This window comes from Enterobacter sp. ZOR0014, assembly GCF_000798855.1.
In the GTDB taxonomy this organism is placed as follows: Bacteria; Pseudomonadota; Gammaproteobacteria; order Enterobacterales; family Enterobacteriaceae; genus Enterobacter; species Enterobacter kobei.
In genome coordinates this window covers 1-17,774 of record NZ_JTLF01000082.1, presented here as the reverse complement: position 1 = coordinate 17,774, position 17,774 = coordinate 1, and the positions used below count along the sequence as shown (strand labels likewise).

Genomic DNA, 17,774 nt, shown 5'->3' with positions numbered 1-17,774 from the left:
AGGAGCCGAGAAGACCATGCCAAAACGTACAGACATAAAAAGCATCCTGATCCTTGGCGCTGGCCCGATTGTTATCGGCCAGGCCTGTGAATTTGACTACTCCGGTGCGCAGGCATGTAAAGCCCTGCGTGAAGAGGGTTACCGCGTTATCCTGGTCAACTCCAACCCGGCGACCATCATGACCGACCCGGAAATGGCGGATGCAACCTACATCGAGCCGATTCACTGGGAAGTGGTACGCAAAATCATTGAGAAAGAGCGTCCGGATGCTGTGCTGCCAACCATGGGTGGCCAGACGGCGCTAAACTGTGCGCTCGAGCTGGAGCGTCAGGGCGTGCTGGCCGAGTTCGGCGTGACCATGATTGGCGCGACCGCCGATGCAATTGATAAAGCAGAAGACCGTCGTCGCTTCGACGTGGCGATGAAAAAAATCGGCCTCGACACCGCGCGTTCCGGTATCGCGCACAATATGGAGGAGGCGCTGGCCGTTGCGGCTGAAGTGGGCTATCCGTGCATCATCCGTCCATCCTTCACCATGGGGGGGACCGGCGGCGGTATCGCCTACAACCGCGAAGAGTTCGAAGAGATTTGCGAACGCGGTCTGGATCTCTCGCCAACCAAAGAGCTGCTGATTGATGAATCGCTGATTGGCTGGAAAGAGTACGAGATGGAAGTGGTGCGTGATAAAAACGACAACTGCATCATCGTCTGCTCCATCGAAAACTTCGATGCGATGGGTATCCACACCGGCGACTCCATCACCGTTGCGCCAGCCCAGACGCTGACCGACAAAGAGTACCAAATCATGCGTAACGCCTCGATGGCGGTGCTGCGTGAAATCGGCGTGGAAACCGGCGGCTCAAACGTGCAGTTCTCGGTGAACCCGAAAACGGGGCGTCTGATTGTTATCGAAATGAACCCGCGCGTGTCCCGTTCCTCCGCGCTGGCCTCCAAAGCGACCGGCTTCCCGATTGCGAAAGTGGCGGCGAAACTGGCGGTGGGTTACACCCTCGATGAGCTGATGAACGATATCACCGGTGGCCGCACCCCTGCGTCCTTCGAGCCGTCCATCGACTACGTCGTCACCAAAATTCCTCGCTTCAACTTCGAGAAATTCGCCGGCGCGAACGACCGTCTGACCACCCAGATGAAATCTGTCGGTGAAGTGATGGCGATTGGCCGCACGCAGCAGGAATCCCTGCAGAAAGCGCTGCGCGGCCTGGAAGTGGGTGCAACCGGCTTTGACCCGAAAGTTAGCCTGGAAGACCCGGAAGCACTGACCAAAATTCGCCGCGAACTGAAAGATGCGGGTGCAGAGCGTATCTGGTACATCGCCGATGCCTTCCGTGCTGGCCTGTCAGTCGACGGCGTATTCAACCTGACCAACATTGACCGCTGGTTCCTGGTGCAGATTGAAGAGCTGGTGCGTCTGGAAGAGAAAGTGGCAGAGCTGGGCATCAATGGCCTGGACGCAGACTTCCTGCGTATGCTGAAGCGTAAAGGTTTCGCCGATGCGCGTCTGGCCAAGCTGGCGGGCGTACGTGAAGCGGAAATCCGCAAGCTGCGTGACCAGTATGACCTGCACCCGGTTTACAAGCGCGTGGACACCTGTGCGGCGGAGTTCTCCACCGACACCGCGTACATGTACTCCACCTATGAAGACGAGTGTGAAGCGAACCCGTCCGTCGACCGCGACAAGATTATGGTGCTGGGCGGCGGTCCAAACCGTATCGGCCAGGGCATTGAGTTTGACTACTGCTGCGTACACGCCTCGCTGGCGCTGCGCGAAGACGGTTACGAGACCATCATGGTCAACTGTAACCCGGAAACGGTCTCAACCGACTACGACACCTCCGACCGCCTCTACTTCGAGCCGGTTACTCTGGAAGACGTGCTGGAAATCGTGCGCATTGAGAAGCCAAAAGGCGTTATCGTGCAGTACGGTGGCCAGACTCCGCTGAAGCTGGCACGTGCGCTGGAAGCCGCAGGCGTACCGGTTATCGGTACCAGCCCGGATGCGATTGACCGTGCGGAAGACCGCGAGCGTTTCCAGCAGGCGGTTGACCGTCTGAAGCTGAAACAGCCAGCCAACGCCACCGTCACCGCCATTGAGATGGCCGTTGAGAAGGCGAAAGAGATTGGCTATCCGCTGGTGGTGCGTCCTTCTTACGTCCTGGGCGGCCGCGCGATGGAAATCGTGTATGACGAAGCTGACCTGCGTCGCTACTTCCAGACGGCGGTGAGCGTTTCTAACGATGCGCCAGTGCTGCTCGACCGCTTCCTCGACGACGCGGTAGAGGTGGACGTTGACGCCATCTGCGACGGCGAAATGGTGCTGATTGGCGGCATCATGGAGCATATCGAGCAGGCGGGCGTGCACTCCGGTGACTCAGCCTGTTCTCTGCCAGCCTACACCCTGAGCCAGGAAATTCAGGATGTGATGCGTCAGCAGGTGCAGAAGCTGGCCTTTGAACTGCAGGTTCGCGGTCTGATGAACGTCCAGTTCGCGGTGAAAGACAACGAAGTCTACCTGATTGAAGTGAACCCGCGTGCGGCACGTACCGTCCCGTTCGTCTCCAAAGCCACCGGTATTCCGCTGGCGAAAGTGGCGGCGCGCGTGATGGCGGGCCAGACGCTGGCGCAGCAGGGCGTGACCAAAGAGATCATTCCACCGTACTACTCGGTGAAAGAAGTGGTGCTGCCGTTCAACAAATTCCCGGGCGTTGACCCGCTGTTAGGGCCAGAAATGCGCTCTACCGGGGAAGTGATGGGCGTGGGCCGCACCTTCGCTGAAGCGTTCGCGAAAGCGCAGCTCGGCAGTAGCTCCACCATGAGAAAATCAGGCCGTGCGCTGCTCTCCGTTCGCGAAGGCGATAAAGAGCGCGTGGTTGACCTGGCGGCCAAGCTGCTGAAACAGGGCTTCGAGCTGGATGCAACTCACGGTACGGCGATTGTGCTGGGTGAAGCCGGTATCAACCCGCGCCTGGTGAACAAGGTGCATGAAGGTCGTCCGCACATTCAGGACCGTATCAAGAATGGCGAATACACCTACATCATCAACACCACCGCAGGCCGTCAGGCGATTGAAGACTCCAAGCTGATTCGCCGCAGCGCGCTGCAGTACAAAGTGCACTACGACACTACCCTGAACGGCGGTTTCGCAACGGCTATGGCGCTGAACGCGGATGCCACCGAGAAGGTGATTTCAGTGCAGGAAATGCACGCGCAGATTAACAAGTAAGACAAAATGCCCGGTGCCATTCGGTTGCCGGGCATTCTTCCCCTCTTCAGAACCTTCTGGTTTTCCATCCGCTTTCAGTCAGTTAGCCTAAAATGGTTAGGTCGATAACGAAATTCATCTGAGAGCAGGGGAAAACACCATGCAAAATAAATTACTGATCGCTTCCGTTCTGGCTGCCACTGCACTGTTTACCGTAGCAGGCTGTTCGTCTAACCAGGCAGTCAAAACCACCGATGGCAAAACCATCGTGACTGACGGGAAACCGCAGGTAGATGATGACACCGGACTGGTGTCGTACAAGAACGCCGAAACCGGTCAAACAGAGCAGATTAACCGTGACCAGGTGAAATCCATGGGCGAGCTGGATAACTAAAAAAAAAGCCGTGGCAAATGCCACGGCTTTTCGCTTTTGCTGGACGATTACCAGCGGTGGTTCAGCAGGATATGGCCGCCATAGGCAGCATAGCTGTTCTCACCCCATTCGCCGCTGGCGCGCAGCGAAAGCGTCGTGGTTTCGTTCAGGTTGCCGGTGACGCCCAGTTCTAACTGACCACGATCTTCCGGCGTATCGTTGCTCACGGTTTCATCATTAAACGCCAGATCGTTTTGGCCTGCCCCTTTCAGCCAGTTCACCGCAACGTACGGCTGCCAGGCTTTCACGTCCTTCTGCTCGAAGTAGCTGGACTTAACGCCCAGACGACCAAAGATGCTGTCGTTGTCCAGGGTCGTTACGCGTACGCCGTCGCGATCGGTATGATTTTCCTGATCGAGATAGCTGTAGATCACCTGCGCCTGCGGCTCGATCTTCCAGGTACGCGCGTTTTCTGACGGGATAACCCACGCGTGGCCAACTTCGACAGACGCAGCGAAGCCTTCGCTGTCGTAGTCTTCATCATTGCGGTTGCTGGTCACTTTATTGTTGTACCAGCTATAAGCGGCCCAGGTATCAATGTAGCTGCCCAGACGTAATTTCTGATCTTCCTGCCAGGTGGCATACACCCCAACATTGAAACCATCCACCTTGCCTTGAGCATCACGCACGTTGTGCTTCGCATCCGAATGCGTCTTCGCCTGGCCAGCACCGAACATGCCACCGGCACGCAGGATCCCATTGTCCATTGGCTTGCTCATGAAATCGCTGCCGACTTGCAGAACGGTCGTGGTGGTGTCGTAGCTGACTTTATCGCCACCCGCGTCGTTCTCGTGATAACGCCCCTTAACGTACATCCAGGTGTTCAGATCGTCTTCATTGCGGAAGGTGATTTGATCGCGATCGTCACGCTTGTGCAGGAACATACCCTGGGCAGCAAGGTAGTTGCCTAAGTAAGCGCCAACTTCAGGGGCCATAACTTCAGGGGCTGAGTTGCCACCGTTATCGCTATTACCACCGTTATCGCTATTACCGCCGTTATCCGTGTTGCCATCGGTATCGGTATTGCCACCGTTGTCGGTATTGTCGCCGTTGTCGGTATTGTCGCCGTTATCGGTATTACCACCGTTATCGGTATTGTCACCGTCGGTGTTTCCGCCGTCATCATTATCGTCTGCCGGCTCATCTGATGGCGTCGCCTTCGATTCCAGATACCAGTTGCCGTCGCCGTGCTGATACAGATTGTATTCATACGCCCCGGCAACAACCGGTGCTGCCAGCGTCAGTTGGGCTTCAGAACTGCCACCGACGCTCACAATTTCCATACCGTTTACCGTTTGAGCGCCCAGACCGCCCATATTACTAACATTAACCTGGGACTGACCGAAGCTGCTGCCCGTAATGGTGAGGTGGTCGGTTGGTGCGTTATCTTCGCCGAGGCTGCTGTTCATTACGATCTGGCTACCAGAAGAACCCGTGTAGTCGCCGTTTATTATGAAATTGTTGCCAACACTGTTATTGGCCGCGCCGAGTAGCAGCGTGCCACCGTTGGTAACGTTGCCGTTGACCGTATCGATACCTGAAACGCTCAGGGTCGTGTTACCCTGAATCGCATTCCATGCCGCCAGCGTACCGCCGGTCAGGATATCAATGTTGTTATTCACTTCACCTGCCGTGGCAAACGCTGCACCATTTTCAACGGTGACGGTGGCGTTACTGCCTTTCACGCCGAGCGTTGCACCACTGGCGATCAGCGTCGTACCGTTATGCAGAACGGTATTTCCCGTGTAGCTATTATTGCCGGAGAGCGTCAGGGTGTTTGAATCTGCTTTTTCGACATTACCGCTGCCGGTAATGCCGGTGGTGAATGTGGAGGAACTGCCCTGATTAAAAATAACGGTGCCGTTGTTGGTCAGGCCACCGCTCAGCGTGGCGGTGTTCTTGCCATCACCAAGCTGGAGAGAGGCATCTTTTGCAACGAGGGTATTACCGGCATTCGCGACGGCGCCTGACAGGACTAAATCACCGCTGTTGACCTGTAAAGAGTCATCTGCGCCGATAATGTCTATATTGCCTGACAGCGTCCACTTTTCACCATCCATTTTTACTGACGCAAAGCCATCCCCTTCCTTCAGTCCGATGAAATTGCTGTCTTCTGTGCCCGTACCAACCAGTGAAAGCGTGTTGCCTTTTGACGCGGTGGAGATGACATCTCCTTTGAGTGACGATCCTGTGTTCAGTACCAGCGTATTATTTTTCGTGCTGGCAAACATAATAGCTGTCGTATCGCCACTAATCGCGCCACTGTTTGTGATGTCCGCTTTCGACGTGTCCGTGACGTTGATACCGTACTGCGTTCCCTCTAAGGTGCCGGTATTAATAATTTTGGTATTACCATCGCTCAGGCTGATACCATCGCCGTTTGTACCCGTTATTTTTCCGCTATTATTTATTCCCACACCAATCTGAGAACTCAGGCCTGTGTTTCCTCTGATTATGCCTGTGTCAGTGTTAGCGATATTGACGGCTGAAGAGCTTTCACTGACGAACACGCCATTCTCTGTGCCTGTGATGTTTCCATCATTGTTTAGATCGCCAAGCATTGACTGAACATTTACGGCATTGGCTGTTGTAGAGGAAATGGTTGCACCGCTTTCATTATGAATAATGACTCGCTGAGCCCCGGTATTAATATCTAATCCATTCCCTTTTCCGGAAATATTACCTTTGTTGGTCGTGGATGTGACATTGATGCCTGTGACCGATACGGCACTCTCGCTTCCTGCGGAGGAAATGGTGACATCTTTATTTATCACGTATTCTGCATCAGCGGAAAAATCCTGGGGTACTGAGGTTGACTGGCTAATAGTTCCAGCGAAGGCCACTACCGGTGTGAATATAAGTAAAGCAGGAAATATATTTCCCAGAGTTTTTGTGGTCTTGTTTAATTTGAATATTTTGTTGCGCATTTACACGTCCATTTGAAAAGAAGTGGCGCTAATTAATGACTTAAAATAGCGCTTCTGGGCTACTTAAAAGAATGATTCAACGATAAAAAGCGTAAAATTATTATTTTTTCAATGTGTTATGTATAGATCATTTTGCTAAAGAATCATTTTATATTTTCTTAATTGATTACTTGCCAATATGCTTTGGCGCTTAATTATTCATTTCAAATATCATCTGATAACAGTTATTTTTGTTGGTTTGAGGTCTGCTATACCCGCCAGGAAGGAGGGTTGCCAATAGTTGCGTTTTACCTTTACGCGGCCTGTTGACCCTTTCACCGGGCGGGTTAACTGTCTACACTCACTGCTACAAGAAGAGAAGAAGACAGGTCATTTGATGATACTCATAATTTACGCGCACCCTTATCCGCAGCACTCGCATGCGAATAAGCGGATGCTTGAGCAGGTAAGGACGCTTGATAACGTAGAGATACGTTCTCTCTATCAACTTTATCCCGATTTTAATATCGATATCGCTGCTGAACAGGACGCGCTCTCCCGTGCCGATCTGATTATCTGGCAGCATCCAATGCAGTGGTACAGCACGCCTCCGCTCCTGAAACTCTGGATTGATAAAGTCTTCTCCCACGGTTGGGCGTATGGCCACAATGGCAATGCGCTAAAAGGGAAAAGCCTGATGTGGGCGGTGACCACTGGCGGAGGAGAAAGCCACTTTGATATTGGTTCTTTCCCGGGGTTTGACGTGCTGGCCCAGCCGCTACAGGCCACTGCACTCTATTGTGGTTTGAACTGGATCCCACCTTTTGCGATGCACTGCACGTTTGTCTGCGACGATGAAACGCTGCAGGCGCAGGCTCGCCATTACAAACAACGCTTACTTGAGTGGCAGGAGACGCACCATGGATAGCCATACGCTGATACAGGCGCTGATTTATCTCGGCGCGGCGGCGCTGATTGTGCCCGTGGCGGTACGCCTGGGGCTGGGCTCGGTTCTCGGCTACCTGATTGCGGGCTGCGTCATTGGGCCGTGGGGTTTTCGTCTGGTTACGGATGCAGAGGCGATTCTCCATTTCGCTGAAATCGGTGTTGTGCTGATGCTGTTTGTGATTGGTCTGGAGCTCGATCCGCAGCGCCTGTGGAAACTTCGCGCCTCGGTATTTGGCGGTGGGGCATTGCAGATGGTGGCCTGCGGCTTGCTGCTGGGCGGGTTCTGCATCCTGCTGGGAATGGACTGGAAAGTGGCTGAGCTCATCGGCATGACGCTGGCACTCTCCTCGACGGCCATTGCCATGCAGGCGATGAACGAGCGAAACCTGACGGTCTCCCAGATGGGGCGCAGTGCGTTCTCGGTGCTGCTGTTCCAGGATATAGCGGCGATTCCGCTGGTGGCGATGATCCCGTTGCTGGCGGCAAGCGGCTCCTCCACGACGCTGGGCGCGTTCGCGCTGTCGGCACTGAAGGTTGTAGGGGCGCTGGCACTGGTGGTCCTGCTGGGCCGCTACGTGACCCGTCCGCTGCTGCGTTTTGTCGCCCGCTCGGGTCTGCGCGAAGTGTTCAGCGCCGTGGCACTGTTCCTGGTCTTTGGTTTTGGTTTGCTGCTGGAAGAAGCCGGGCTGTCGATGGCGATGGGGGCGTTCCTTGCGGGCGTTCTGCTGGCAAGCTCTGAATACCGGCACGCGCTGGAAAGCGATATTGAGCCGTTCAAAGGGTTGCTGCTGGGACTGTTTTTCATCGGCGTGGGGATGTCCGTCGACTTCGGCACGCTGGTCACACACCCGCTGCGGATTATCATCCTGCTGGTCGGTTTCCTGGTCATTAAAATGGCAATGCTGTGGCTGATTGCGCGGCCTTTAAATGTGCCGGGTAAACAGCGCAGCTGGTTTGCCGTACTGCTGGGGCAGGGGAGTGAATTTGCGTTCGTGGTCTTTGGCGCCGCGCAGATGGCAAACGTGCTGGATCCTGAGTGGGCAAAAGCGCTGACGCTGGCGGTCGCACTCTCGATGGCGGCAACACCTGTTCTGCTGGTGGTGCTGACTCGCCTCGAAAAATCGGGTAGCGATCAGGAGCGCGAAGCCGATGAAATCGACGAGGAGCAACCACGCGTGATCATCGCTGGTTTTGGTCGCTACGGACAGATCGTAGGGCGTTTGCTGCTGTCGAGTGGGGTGAAAATGGTCATCCTCGACCACGATCCCGACCATGTCGATACGCTGCGTAAATTTGATATGAAAGTGTTTTACGGTGATGCCACCCGTGTCGATCTGCTGGAATCCGCGGGGGCCGCAAAAGCGGAGGTGTTGATTAACGCCATTGACGATCCGGAGACCAGCATACAGATGGTGGAGCTGGTAAAAGAACATTTCCCGGCGCTGACGATCATTTCCCGCGCGCGCGATGTGGATCATTACATCCGACTACGTCAGGCAGGCGTTGAGGCACCCGAGCGTGAAACATTCGAAGGTGCGCTGAAATCCGGGCGTATGGCGCTCGAGAATCTGGGGCTCGGGGCGTATGAAGCGCGCGAACGTGCGGATCTGTTCCGCCGATTTAACACCGGGATGGTGGAAGAGATGGCGGCGATGGCAGGCAGCACGGCCACGGAGCGGGCGGCGGTGTTTAAACGCACCAGTGCGATGCTGACGGAAATCATCAATGAGGACCGTAATCATCTGTCGCTGATCCAGCGTCATGGCTGGCAGGGCACGGAAGAGGGCAAGCATACCGGCGATCCGGCTGACGAGCCCGAGAGTAAACCTTCAGTGTGAAGTGGCGTTGCCAGCAATATTAAAAAATTTCTGTATCTTTACTCTGCCGCCAGTCGACGAAAGATTAAGCTTTCCGTATAGTGGCGGCAATTTTTTGCATCCGGGAAATTTTCAATGATCAGTCTGATTGCAGCGCTGGCGGTAGACCGCGTTATCGGTATGGAAAATGCCATGCCGTGGAACCTGCCTGCCGATCTCGCATGGTTTAAACGTACGACGTTAAACAAGCCGGTAGTGATGGGCCGCCTGACCTGGGAGTCGATTGGTCGTCCATTGCCGGGCCGTAAGAATATCGTTATCAGTAGCCAGCCGGGTACTGACGATCGCGTCGAATGGGTTAAGTCCGTAGATGAAGCGATTGCTGCCTGCGGTGATGCCGAAGAGATCATGGTGATCGGCGGTGGTCGTGTGTATGAGCAGTTCCTGCCTAAAGCGCAGAAGCTGTATCTGACCCACATTGATGCGGAAGTAGAAGGGGATACCCATTTCCCGGATTACGATCCGGACGAGTGGGAATCCGTATTCAGTGAATTCCACGACGCCGATGCGCAGAACTCCCACAGCTACTGCTTCGAGATTCTGGAACGTCGTTAAGTTTTTCCCCCTCACCCTGGGTGAGGGGGATTCATCAGGAGGCGACGGCCTCACTCTCCCCTGAGTCCTGCTGTCGGTTGGATGGCTGCACAAAGTAAGCTTTATCTTCCCAGCGTAAGCAGGTTAACTTGCCTCCCCAGCAGCAGCCGGTATCCAGACCGTAGATACCCTCTGGCATGCCTTTGCCCTCCAGTGCCGCCCAGTGACCAAACGCTATGCTATATTCGGTTGTTACCGGCCCCGGAATGGCAAACCACGGTTTGAGGGGGGCAGGCGCGCTTTCCGGCGTTTCCTTGGAATACATGTCCAGCTGCCCGTTCGGGAAGCAGAATCGCATGCGGGTGAACGCATTGGTGATAAAGCGCAGGCGGGCCAGACCGCTGAGCTCTTCGCTCCAGTGGTTCGGCATATCGCCGTACATGGCATCCAGGAAGAAGGGATACGAGTCGCTCGCCAGTACCGCTTCTACGTCACGCGCACAGGTTTTTGCCGTCTCAAGATCCCATTGCGGGGTGATCCCGGCATGGGCCATGACCAGTTTTTTATCCTCGTCGACCTGCAACAAGGGCTGACGGCGCAGCCAGTTAATCAGATCGTCCGCGTCTGGCGCTTCCAGCAGCGGAGTGAGGCGATCTTTAGGCTTGTTGCGGCTGATCCCGGCAAACACGGCCAGCAGATGGAGATCGTGATTGCCCAGCACCATGCGCACGCTATCGCCCAGCGATTTGACGAAACGTAAAACCTCAAGCGAGCCCGGGCCGCGCGCGACTAAATCGCCCGTCAGCCAGAGGGTGTCCTGCCCTGGCGTAAAGTCGACCTGTTTTAACAATGCGATCAGTTCATCGTAGCAACCGTGAACGTCGCCAATCAGATATGTAGACATTAGATTAATGAATGAGTGTGGTTACGGCGAGACGGAACACAGGAATAGCAACGCGGAACACATTGCCATCGACGTCGACCATTTCGTAATGGCCTTGCATGGTACCCAGCGGCGTTTCAATCACCGCACCGCTGGTGTACTGGTACTCTTCGCCAGGGGCGATGTGGGGCTGTTCGCCCACGACACCTTCACCCTGAACTTCAATTTCGCGGCCATTGCCGTTGGTGATAAGCCAGTAGCGCCCGCGCAGCTGCACGGGCATCCGCCCCAGATTGCGAATGGTCACGGTGTAAGCAAAGACAAAACGCTCTTCATCGGGTGAGGATTGCGATTCAACATAGACGCTTTGTACATGGACACATACGCGGGGCGAATCAATCATGGCTTAACTCTCCTTCGGCGGCGCATTTTCGCTGATGTAATTAGCCAGCTTGCAGTACTGCTCTACGGAAATGTTCTCCGCACGCATTGACGGGTCGATCCCCAGCTCGGCTAACACCTCAACGGTAAATGAATTGCTCAGGCTGTTACGGATCGTTTTACGGCGCTGGTTAAAGGCTTCTGTGGTAATGCGGCTGAGGACACGCAGATCTTTAACCGGATAGGGTTTCGTTTTATGTGGCACAAGGCGCACAACCGCTGAATCCACTTTCGGTGGTGGTGTGAACGCTGACGGCGGCACTTCGAGTACCGGGATCACGTTACAGTAATATTGTGCCATCACGCTTAAACGACCATACGCTTTACTGTTCGGCCCTGCAACCAGACGGTTAACCACCTCTTTTTGCAACATGAAGTGCATATCGGCAATGGCATCAGTATAGCTAAACAGGTGGAACATGAGCGGCGTGGAGATGTTGTACGGCAGGTTGCCGAAGACGCGCAGCGGCTGACCCATTTTCTCCGACAGTTCGCCAAAGTTCATGGTCATGGCGTCCTGCTGGTAGATGGTCAGCTTCGGTCCGAGGAACGGGTGCGTTTGCAGGCGTGCGGCAAGATCGCGGTCCAGTTCGATGACGGTCAGCTCGTCGAGGCGTTCGCCTACCGGCTCGGTCAGTGCAGCAAGGCCCGGACCGATTTCGACCATAGCCTGACCTTTTTGCGGATTAATAGCCGAAACAATGCTTTCGATCACGAACTGATCGTTGAGGAAGTTTTGCCCGAAGCGTTTTCGGGCTAAGTGGCCCTGATGGACTCGATTAGTCATTGAGTATTAACAATCATTTTGATGGCGAGATTAAGCGCCGTAATAAAACTGCCGACATCCGCTTTCCCCTGTCCTGCCAGATCCAGCGCAGTACCGTGGTCAACGGACGTTCGAATAAAGGGTAAACCGAGGGTGATATTCACCCCGCGGCCAAAGCCCTGGTATTTTAGCACGGGCAGGCCCTGATCGTGGTACATCGCGAGGACGGCGTCGGCATTATCCAGGTATTTCGGCTGAAAAAGCGTGTCCGCAGGGAGCGGCCCGCTAAGATTCATCCCTTTAGCGCGCATTTCTTCAAGCACCGGAATAATGGTGTCGATCTCTTCGGTGCCCATGTGTCCACCTTCTCCCGCATGCGGATTCAGGCCGCAAACCAGAACGTGTGGCTGTTTGATGCCGAATTTGGTTTGCAGGTCATGATGCAGGATCCCGATGATCTCCCGCAGCAGTGCCGGGGTGATGGCATCAGGAATGGCCTTAACGGGCAGATGGGTGGTCACGAGCGCAACGCGCATTGCCTCCGTCGCCAGCATCATCACTACTTTCGGGCTGTGCGAGCGCTCTTCAAAGAATTCCGTGTGCCCGGTAAAGGGGATACCCGCTTCGTTGATGACGCCCTTGTGCACGGGGCCGGTGATCAGGGCAGCAAATTCACCCTTCAGGCAACCGTCGCAGGCGCGCGCGAGGGTTTCCACGACGTAGTGGCCGTTTTCCGTGCTGAGCTGGCCTGGAATGACCGGTGTACGAAGAGGGACAGAAAGAACCGTGAGCGTACCGGCTTGCTGTGGTGCTGGCTGTTGGCCTTCAACGTAAGGAATAAGCGTTAAAGGCAGACCGAGCAGCTTCGCCCGGTCTTGTAACAGTGTTGCATCTGCGCAGACAACCAGTTCCACTGGCCAGCTTCGCTGGGCGAGCTGGACAACGAGGTCTGGCCCAATCCCGGCGGGTTCGCCGGGGGTGATCACAACACGATGCGGTTTCATTAGTTACTCAGAACTTTCACGTAAGCACTGGCGCGTTGTTCCTGCATCCAGGTTGCCGCTTCTTCAGAGAACTTACGGTTAAACAGCATACGGTAAGCGCGGTCTTTCTGCGCCGCATCCGTTTTATCCACGTTACGGGTGTCCATCAGCTCGATCAGATGCCAGCCAAATGAAGAGTGTACCGGAGCACTGATCTGGCCTTTGTTCAGCTTCATCAGCGCATCGCGGAAGGCAGGATCGTAAATATCTGCTGCAGCCCAGCCCAGATCGCCGCCCTGATTAGCAGAGCCTGGATCCTGAGAGAACTCCTTCGCGGCATTGGCAAACGAGGTTTTACCGCTCTTAATGTCTGCCGCAATCTGCTCCAGCTTCGCACGTGCCTGATCGTCAGTCATGATCGGTGACGGTTTGAGCAGAATATGGCGAGCGTGAACTTCAGTCACGGAAATGTTCTGGCTCTGACCACGCAGATCGTTCACTTTCAGAATGTGGAAGCCCACACCGGAACGGATTGGACCCACGATATCGCCTTTCTTCGCCGTACTCAGCGCCTGGGCAAAGATGGATGGCAGCTCCTGAATACGTCCCCAGCCCATCTGGCCGCCTTTCAGCGCCTGTTGGTCAGCGGAGTAGGTGATAGCCAGCTTGCCAAAGTCGCCGCCGTTACGCGCCTGTTCGACAATAGAACGTGCCTGACTTTCTGCTTCCGCAGCCTGATCGGAGGTTGGGTTCTCTGGCAGTGGGATCAGAATGTGGCTCAGGTTCAGCTCTGTGCTCGCATCGTTCTGGTTACCCACCTGTTTTGCCAGCGCGTCCACTTCCTGCGGCAGGATCGTGACGCGACGACGGACTTCATTGTTACGCACTTCCGAAATCAGCATCTCTTTACGGATCTGGTTGCGGTAGGTGGCGTAGCTGATGCCGTCATAGGCCAGACGACTGCGCATCTGATCCAGAGACATGTTGTTTTGCTTTGCGATGTTAGCGATGGCCTGATCGAGTTGCTCGTCAGTCACCTTCACGCCCATTTTCTGACCCATCTGCAGAACGATCTGATCCATGATCAGTCGTTCCAGGATCTGATGGCGCAGCGTGGCGTCATCCGGAAGTTGCTGACCTGCTTCGCCCGAATTGAGCTTCACAGATTTCATCAGCCCGTCAACGTCACTTTCGAGCACGACGCCGTTGTTAACAACAGCGGCGACCTTATCAACAACCTGGGGGGCCGCGAAGCTGGTATTCGCAACCATAGCGACACCGAGCAGCAGCGTTTTCCAGTTCTTCATACTTTTTCCATTTCAATTAACCGCAAAGCGGATTACGTTGTAAATCAAATACATTACAAGGAACTACGGTATGGCAGGATGTTCGAACGCAGCATCTGCTGGGTGCCCAGGCCGTAGTTGGAACTCAGGCCGCGCAGTTCGACATTAAAGCCAATCACGTTATCGTATTTGCTCTGATTGTTTTGAGTATCCCAGCCGTTAAGCTTACGTTCGTAGCCGACACGCAGCGCATAACAGCAGGAGTTATATTGCAGACCCACCATCTGGTCAGCAGGTTTATTGGCGTTAGTGTCAAAGTAGTAAGCGCCTACGATTGACCAGCGATCGGCGATAGGCCAGCTTGCTGCGCCACCCACCTGCGAAATCCCATCTTTGTATTGGTCAGCATTGGCGTAGTTCGGCAATGTCGCCTGAATATATTCCGGACTGGCATAACGGTACGTCAACTGCATCATACGGTCTTCATCACGACGGTATTCAATGGCTGCACTGCTCGTCGCGATATTGTCCAGTCGCGTATCGTACTGCAACCCACCGCGCAGACCCCAGCGATCGGTCATGCGCCAGTAGGTATCACCCGCCCACACCAGTGACCCCGTTTTGTTGTCTTTCTCCCAGTTAATGTCGTCATCACCCGTACGAGACTCGGTGAAATAGTAAATTTGACCAACAGAAACGTTAAAACGTTCAACGGCAGATTCATCATAAACGCGCGATGTGACACCGGTCGTTAACTGGTTAGCGGAAGCAATTCGGTCGAGACCACCGTAGGTACGGTCGCGGAACAGGCCGCTATAGTCCGATTGCAGGAAAGAGGAGTCGTAGTTCTGAATCTTGCTCTGATCGCGATAAGGCACGTAAAGATACTGCATACGCGGTTCAAGCGTCTGAGTATAGCCATCCGCCAGGAGTGCCATATCACGTTCGAAAATCAGTTTACCGTCCATCTTAAACTGGGGAAGCGTACGGTTTACTGATTCTTCAAGATCGGTACCATAGCGATTGTTGTACCAGTCCAGATTTTTCTGCTGATAGTGCGTCGCCATGAGCTTGGCTTCGGTATTCAGACTTGCCCAGTCATTTGACCAGGGCAGGTTGACCGTCGGCTCAATATGAACGCGTGTGGATTCTGGCATATCCGAGTTGGTATTAACGAAATGCACCGCCTGAGCGTAGACGTGGGTGTCGAAAGGACCGACATCGTTTTGGTACCAGTTCACGTCCAGTTGCGGTTCAGCACCGTAGGTACTTGCTGTTTGGGTATTAAAGACCTGGAACTGCTTGGTTGACACCGTGGCGTTAAAGTTTTGAATGGCATAGCCAACGCTGAATTTCTGCGTGGCATAACCATCGGTACTTGAACCGTACTTGGAGTCAAAGTCATTAAAGTAGTAAGGATCGCTGACCTTGGTATAGTCGACGTTAAAACGCCAGACCTGATCCAGTACCCCGGCATGCTGCCAGAAATACATCCAGCGGTGCTTGTCGCCTTCGGTCGGGTGCTCATCCTGGAAGACTTTATCTGACGGCAGATAATCCAGCTCCATCAGACCCGCACCGGCCTGAGTCAGGTAGCGGAACTCGTTCTCCCACATGACGTTGCCGCGCTTATGGATATAGTGCGGCGTGATCGTGGCGTCCATGTTGGGCGCGATGTTCCAGTAATACGGCAGGTAGAACTCAAAGTAGTTCGAGGTGCTGTATTTGGCATTGGGGATCAGGAAGCCCGAGCGACGCTTGTCACCCACGGGAAGCTGAAGATAAGGGCTGTAGAATACCGGTACCGGACCCAGCTTAAAGCGGGCGTTCCAGATCTCCGCGACCTGCTCTTCACGGTCGTGGATCACTTCGCTCCCGACCACGCTCCAGGTGTTTGACCCTGGCAGACAGGAGGTAAAGGAGCCATTTTCCAGGATCGTATAGCGGTTTTCACCGCGCTGTTTCATCAGGTCCGCTTTACCGCGTCCCTGGCGACCCACCATCTGGTAATCACCTTCCCAGACGTTAGTATCTTTCGTATTCAGGTTTGACCAGGCTTTCGGACCTTTCAGGATGACCTGATTGTCGTCATAGTGCACATTACCCAGCGCATCCACCGTTCGTACCGGCTCGGCCGCGCCTTCCGGCTGCTTCTGGTGCAACTGCACTTCATCTGCCTGCAGGCGGCTATTGCCCTGGTTAATATCCACATTGCCCGTAAACGTGGCGTTGTCAGGATAAGTACCCTTAGAACTGTCTGCAGTAATGGTTACCGGCAAGCTATTTGTATCACCCTGCACCAGTGGGCGATTATAACTTGGAACGCCAAGCATACACTGCGAGGCGAGATCGGCCGCCAGCCCCTGTTGACTGTACAGGGCGGTGCCAATCATTGTGGCCAGAAGGGTGGGGATACGTTTTTTCATACGTTGTATTTTATTGTTCCGTCATCAGTGGCTACGGCTTACAAACGCTCAGAGACTATCTTACTCATCAGCGCAGTACCAGCGTTAATCCTGCCCGTTTGCGTGCCAGAGTGTTAGGCTCGCTATCGAATGACGAGTATGATAAAGCAAATTATAGGCGATGTCCTTCAATTGACCGTGGCTTGAACACTGTGATGATGACGTTGCGTCGGCCAGGAATATGACTATCCGGGGAGTATATGCAGTATTGGGGTAAAATAATCGGCGTTGCGTTCGCCATCATCATGGGTGCCGGGTTCTGGGGAATCGTGCTTGGGCTCATTATCGGTCATATGTTTGATAAGGCGCGCAGCCGCAAAATGGCCTGGTTTGCGAATCAGCGCGAGCGCCAGTCACTCTTTTTCTCCACCACCTTTGAAGTCATGGGGCATTTAACCAAATCCAAAGGCCGCGTGACCGAAGCCGATATTCAAATCGCCAGCATCTTTATGGACCGCATGAATTTGCATGGTGAATCCCGTGTGGCCGCGCAGAATGCGTTTCGCATTGGGAAATCAGATAACTATCCGTTGCGTGAAAAAATGCGTCAGTTCCGCAGCATCTGCTTCGGACGTTTTGATTTAATTAGGATGTTTCTGGAAATTCAAATCCAGGCGGCGTTTGCTGACGGTTCACTGCATCCTAATGAACGTGATGTTCTGTACGTCATTGCAGAAGAGTTGGGCATCTCCCGAATGCAGTTCGACCAGTTCTTACGCATGATGCAGGGCGGCGCGCAGTTTGGCGGGGGGTATCACCAGCAGTCTTCCGGCGGTGCATGGCAGCAGGCGCAGCGTGGACCGACGCTGGACGATGCGTGCAACGTACTTGGCGTGAAACCCACTGACGATCAAACCACCATCAAACGCGCCTATCGCAAGCTGATGAGCGAGCATCACCCTGACAAACTGGTCGCGAAAGGCTTACCGCCGGAAATGATGGAGATGGCGAAGCAGAAAGCGCAGGAAATTCAGAAGGCTTACGAGCTGATTAAAGAGAAGAAAGGTTTCAAATAAAAAAGGGCCCGACACT

13 protein-coding genes are annotated in these 17,774 nt (G+C 54.4%); 6 read left to right on the top strand and 7 right to left on the bottom strand.

Annotated features, from left to right (window positions below):
• Positions 1 to 16 precede the first annotated feature (16 nt).
• Positions 17 to 3,241: a carbamoyl-phosphate synthase large subunit gene (gene carB / locus L977_RS03635; RefSeq protein WP_045282302.1), complete on the top strand. Its 3,225-nt coding sequence runs from the start codon at positions 17 to 19 to the stop codon at positions 3,239 to 3,241.
• A 139-nt stretch (positions 3,242 to 3,380) separates the two neighbouring features.
• On the top strand, positions 3,381 to 3,614 hold the full coding sequence (locus L977_RS03630) for a YgdI/YgdR family lipoprotein (protein ID WP_014882500.1): 234 nt from the start codon (positions 3,381 to 3,383) through the stop codon (positions 3,612 to 3,614).
• A gap of 47 nt (positions 3,615 to 3,661) precedes the next feature.
• On the opposite strand, the gene L977_RS03625 is transcribed toward L977_RS03630, so the two are convergent.
• Complete coding sequence (locus tag L977_RS03625) at positions 3,662 to 6,580, bottom strand: autotransporter family protein (protein WP_197061792.1); 2,919 nt, start codon at positions 6,578 to 6,580, stop codon at positions 3,662 to 3,664.
• A 376-nt stretch (positions 6,581 to 6,956) separates the two neighbouring features.
• On the opposite strand from L977_RS03625, the gene kefF reads away from it, so the two are divergent.
• The 3 genes from kefF (at position 6,957) to folA (ending at position 9,939) form a co-directional block, all read left to right on the top strand.
• On the top strand, positions 6,957 to 7,487 hold the full coding sequence (kefF, locus tag L977_RS03620; protein WP_014882502.1) for a glutathione-regulated potassium-efflux system oxidoreductase KefF: 531 nt from the start codon (positions 6,957 to 6,959) through the stop codon (positions 7,485 to 7,487).
• Positions 7,480 to 9,345, top strand: coding sequence for a glutathione-regulated potassium-efflux system protein KefC (gene kefC / locus L977_RS03615; RefSeq protein WP_032637522.1), 1,866 nt, complete (start codon positions 7,480 to 7,482; stop codon positions 9,343 to 9,345). The genes kefF and kefC overlap by 8 nt, the downstream gene beginning before the upstream one ends.
• A gap of 114 nt (positions 9,346 to 9,459) precedes the next feature.
• Complete coding sequence (gene folA, locus L977_RS03610) at positions 9,460 to 9,939, top strand: type 3 dihydrofolate reductase (protein WP_006173915.1); 480 nt, start codon at positions 9,460 to 9,462, stop codon at positions 9,937 to 9,939.
• 34 nt (positions 9,940 to 9,973) lie between these two features.
• On the opposite strand, the gene apaH is transcribed toward folA, so the two are convergent.
• Genes apaH through lptD form a run of 6 tightly spaced genes read right to left on the bottom strand, consistent with a single transcriptional unit; the run spans position 9,974 to position 16,703 of the window.
• On the bottom strand, positions 9,974 to 10,822 hold the full coding sequence (gene apaH, locus L977_RS03605; RefSeq protein ID WP_047624783.1) for a bis(5'-nucleosyl)-tetraphosphatase (symmetrical) ApaH: 849 nt from the start codon (positions 10,820 to 10,822) through the stop codon (positions 9,974 to 9,976).
• Positions 10,823 to 10,826: 4 nt separating this feature from the next.
• A complete protein-coding gene (apaG, locus tag L977_RS03600) occupies positions 10,827 to 11,204 on the bottom strand; it encodes a Co2+/Mg2+ efflux protein ApaG (RefSeq protein WP_014882505.1) in 378 nt (125 codons plus the stop codon).
• Between the two features lie 3 nt (positions 11,205 to 11,207).
• The gene (rsmA, locus tag L977_RS03595) at positions 11,208 to 12,029 is read right to left on the bottom strand and encodes a 16S rRNA (adenine(1518)-N(6)/adenine(1519)-N(6))-dimethyltransferase RsmA (RefSeq protein WP_047624780.1); all 822 of its coding nucleotides are present in this window, start codon (positions 12,027 to 12,029) and stop codon (positions 11,208 to 11,210) included.
• A complete protein-coding gene (gene pdxA / locus L977_RS03590; RefSeq protein ID WP_014882506.1) occupies positions 12,026 to 13,012 on the bottom strand; it encodes a 4-hydroxythreonine-4-phosphate dehydrogenase PdxA in 987 nt (328 codons plus the stop codon). Before pdxA ends, rsmA begins: the two co-directional genes overlap by 4 nt.
• The gene (gene surA / locus L977_RS03585; RefSeq protein WP_014882507.1) at positions 13,012 to 14,298 is read right to left on the bottom strand and encodes a peptidylprolyl isomerase SurA; all 1,287 of its coding nucleotides are present in this window, start codon (positions 14,296 to 14,298) and stop codon (positions 13,012 to 13,014) included. Before surA ends, pdxA begins: the two co-directional genes overlap by 1 nt.
• A 53-nt stretch (positions 14,299 to 14,351) precedes the next feature.
• The gene (gene lptD / locus L977_RS03580; RefSeq protein ID WP_047624777.1) at positions 14,352 to 16,703 is read right to left on the bottom strand and encodes an LPS assembly protein LptD; all 2,352 of its coding nucleotides are present in this window, start codon (positions 16,701 to 16,703) and stop codon (positions 14,352 to 14,354) included.
• A 239-nt stretch (positions 16,704 to 16,942) separates the two neighbouring features.
• Between lptD and djlA the strand changes: the two genes are divergently transcribed.
• The gene (gene djlA, locus L977_RS03575) at positions 16,943 to 17,758 is read left to right on the top strand and encodes a co-chaperone DjlA (protein WP_014882509.1); all 816 of its coding nucleotides are present in this window, start codon (positions 16,943 to 16,945) and stop codon (positions 17,756 to 17,758) included.
• Positions 17,759 to 17,774: the final 16 nt, after the last annotated feature.

Bases quoted from the DNA above. Each gene is read 5' to 3' on its own strand.
- carB (WP_045282302.1), top strand. From the start codon at position 17: ATGCCAAAACGTACAGACATAAAAAGCATCCTGATCCTTGGCGCTGGC.
- L977_RS03630 (WP_014882500.1), top strand. From the start codon at position 3,381: ATGCAAAATAAATTACTGATCGCTTCCGTTCTGGCTGCCACTGCACTG.
- L977_RS03625 (WP_197061792.1), bottom strand. From the start codon at position 6,580: ATGCGCAACAAAATATTCAAATTAAACAAGACCACAAAAACTCTGGGA.
- kefF (WP_014882502.1), top strand. From the start codon at position 6,957: ATGATACTCATAATTTACGCGCACCCTTATCCGCAGCACTCGCATGCG.
- kefC (WP_032637522.1), top strand. From the start codon at position 7,480: ATGGATAGCCATACGCTGATACAGGCGCTGATTTATCTCGGCGCGGCG.
- folA (WP_006173915.1), top strand. From the start codon at position 9,460: ATGATCAGTCTGATTGCAGCGCTGGCGGTAGACCGCGTTATCGGTATG.
- apaH (WP_047624783.1), bottom strand. From the start codon at position 10,822: ATGTCTACATATCTGATTGGCGACGTTCACGGTTGCTACGATGAACTG.
- apaG (WP_014882505.1), bottom strand. From the start codon at position 11,204: ATGATTGATTCGCCCCGCGTATGTGTCCATGTACAAAGCGTCTATGTT.
- rsmA (WP_047624780.1), bottom strand. From the start codon at position 12,029: ATGACTAATCGAGTCCATCAGGGCCACTTAGCCCGAAAACGCTTCGGG.
- pdxA (WP_014882506.1), bottom strand. From the start codon at position 13,012: ATGAAACCGCATCGTGTTGTGATCACCCCCGGCGAACCCGCCGGGATT.
- surA (WP_014882507.1), bottom strand. From the start codon at position 14,298: ATGAAGAACTGGAAAACGCTGCTGCTCGGTGTCGCTATGGTTGCGAAT.
- lptD (WP_047624777.1), bottom strand. From the start codon at position 16,703: ATGAAAAAACGTATCCCCACCCTTCTGGCCACAATGATTGGCACCGCC.
- djlA (WP_014882509.1), top strand. From the start codon at position 16,943: ATGCAGTATTGGGGTAAAATAATCGGCGTTGCGTTCGCCATCATCATG.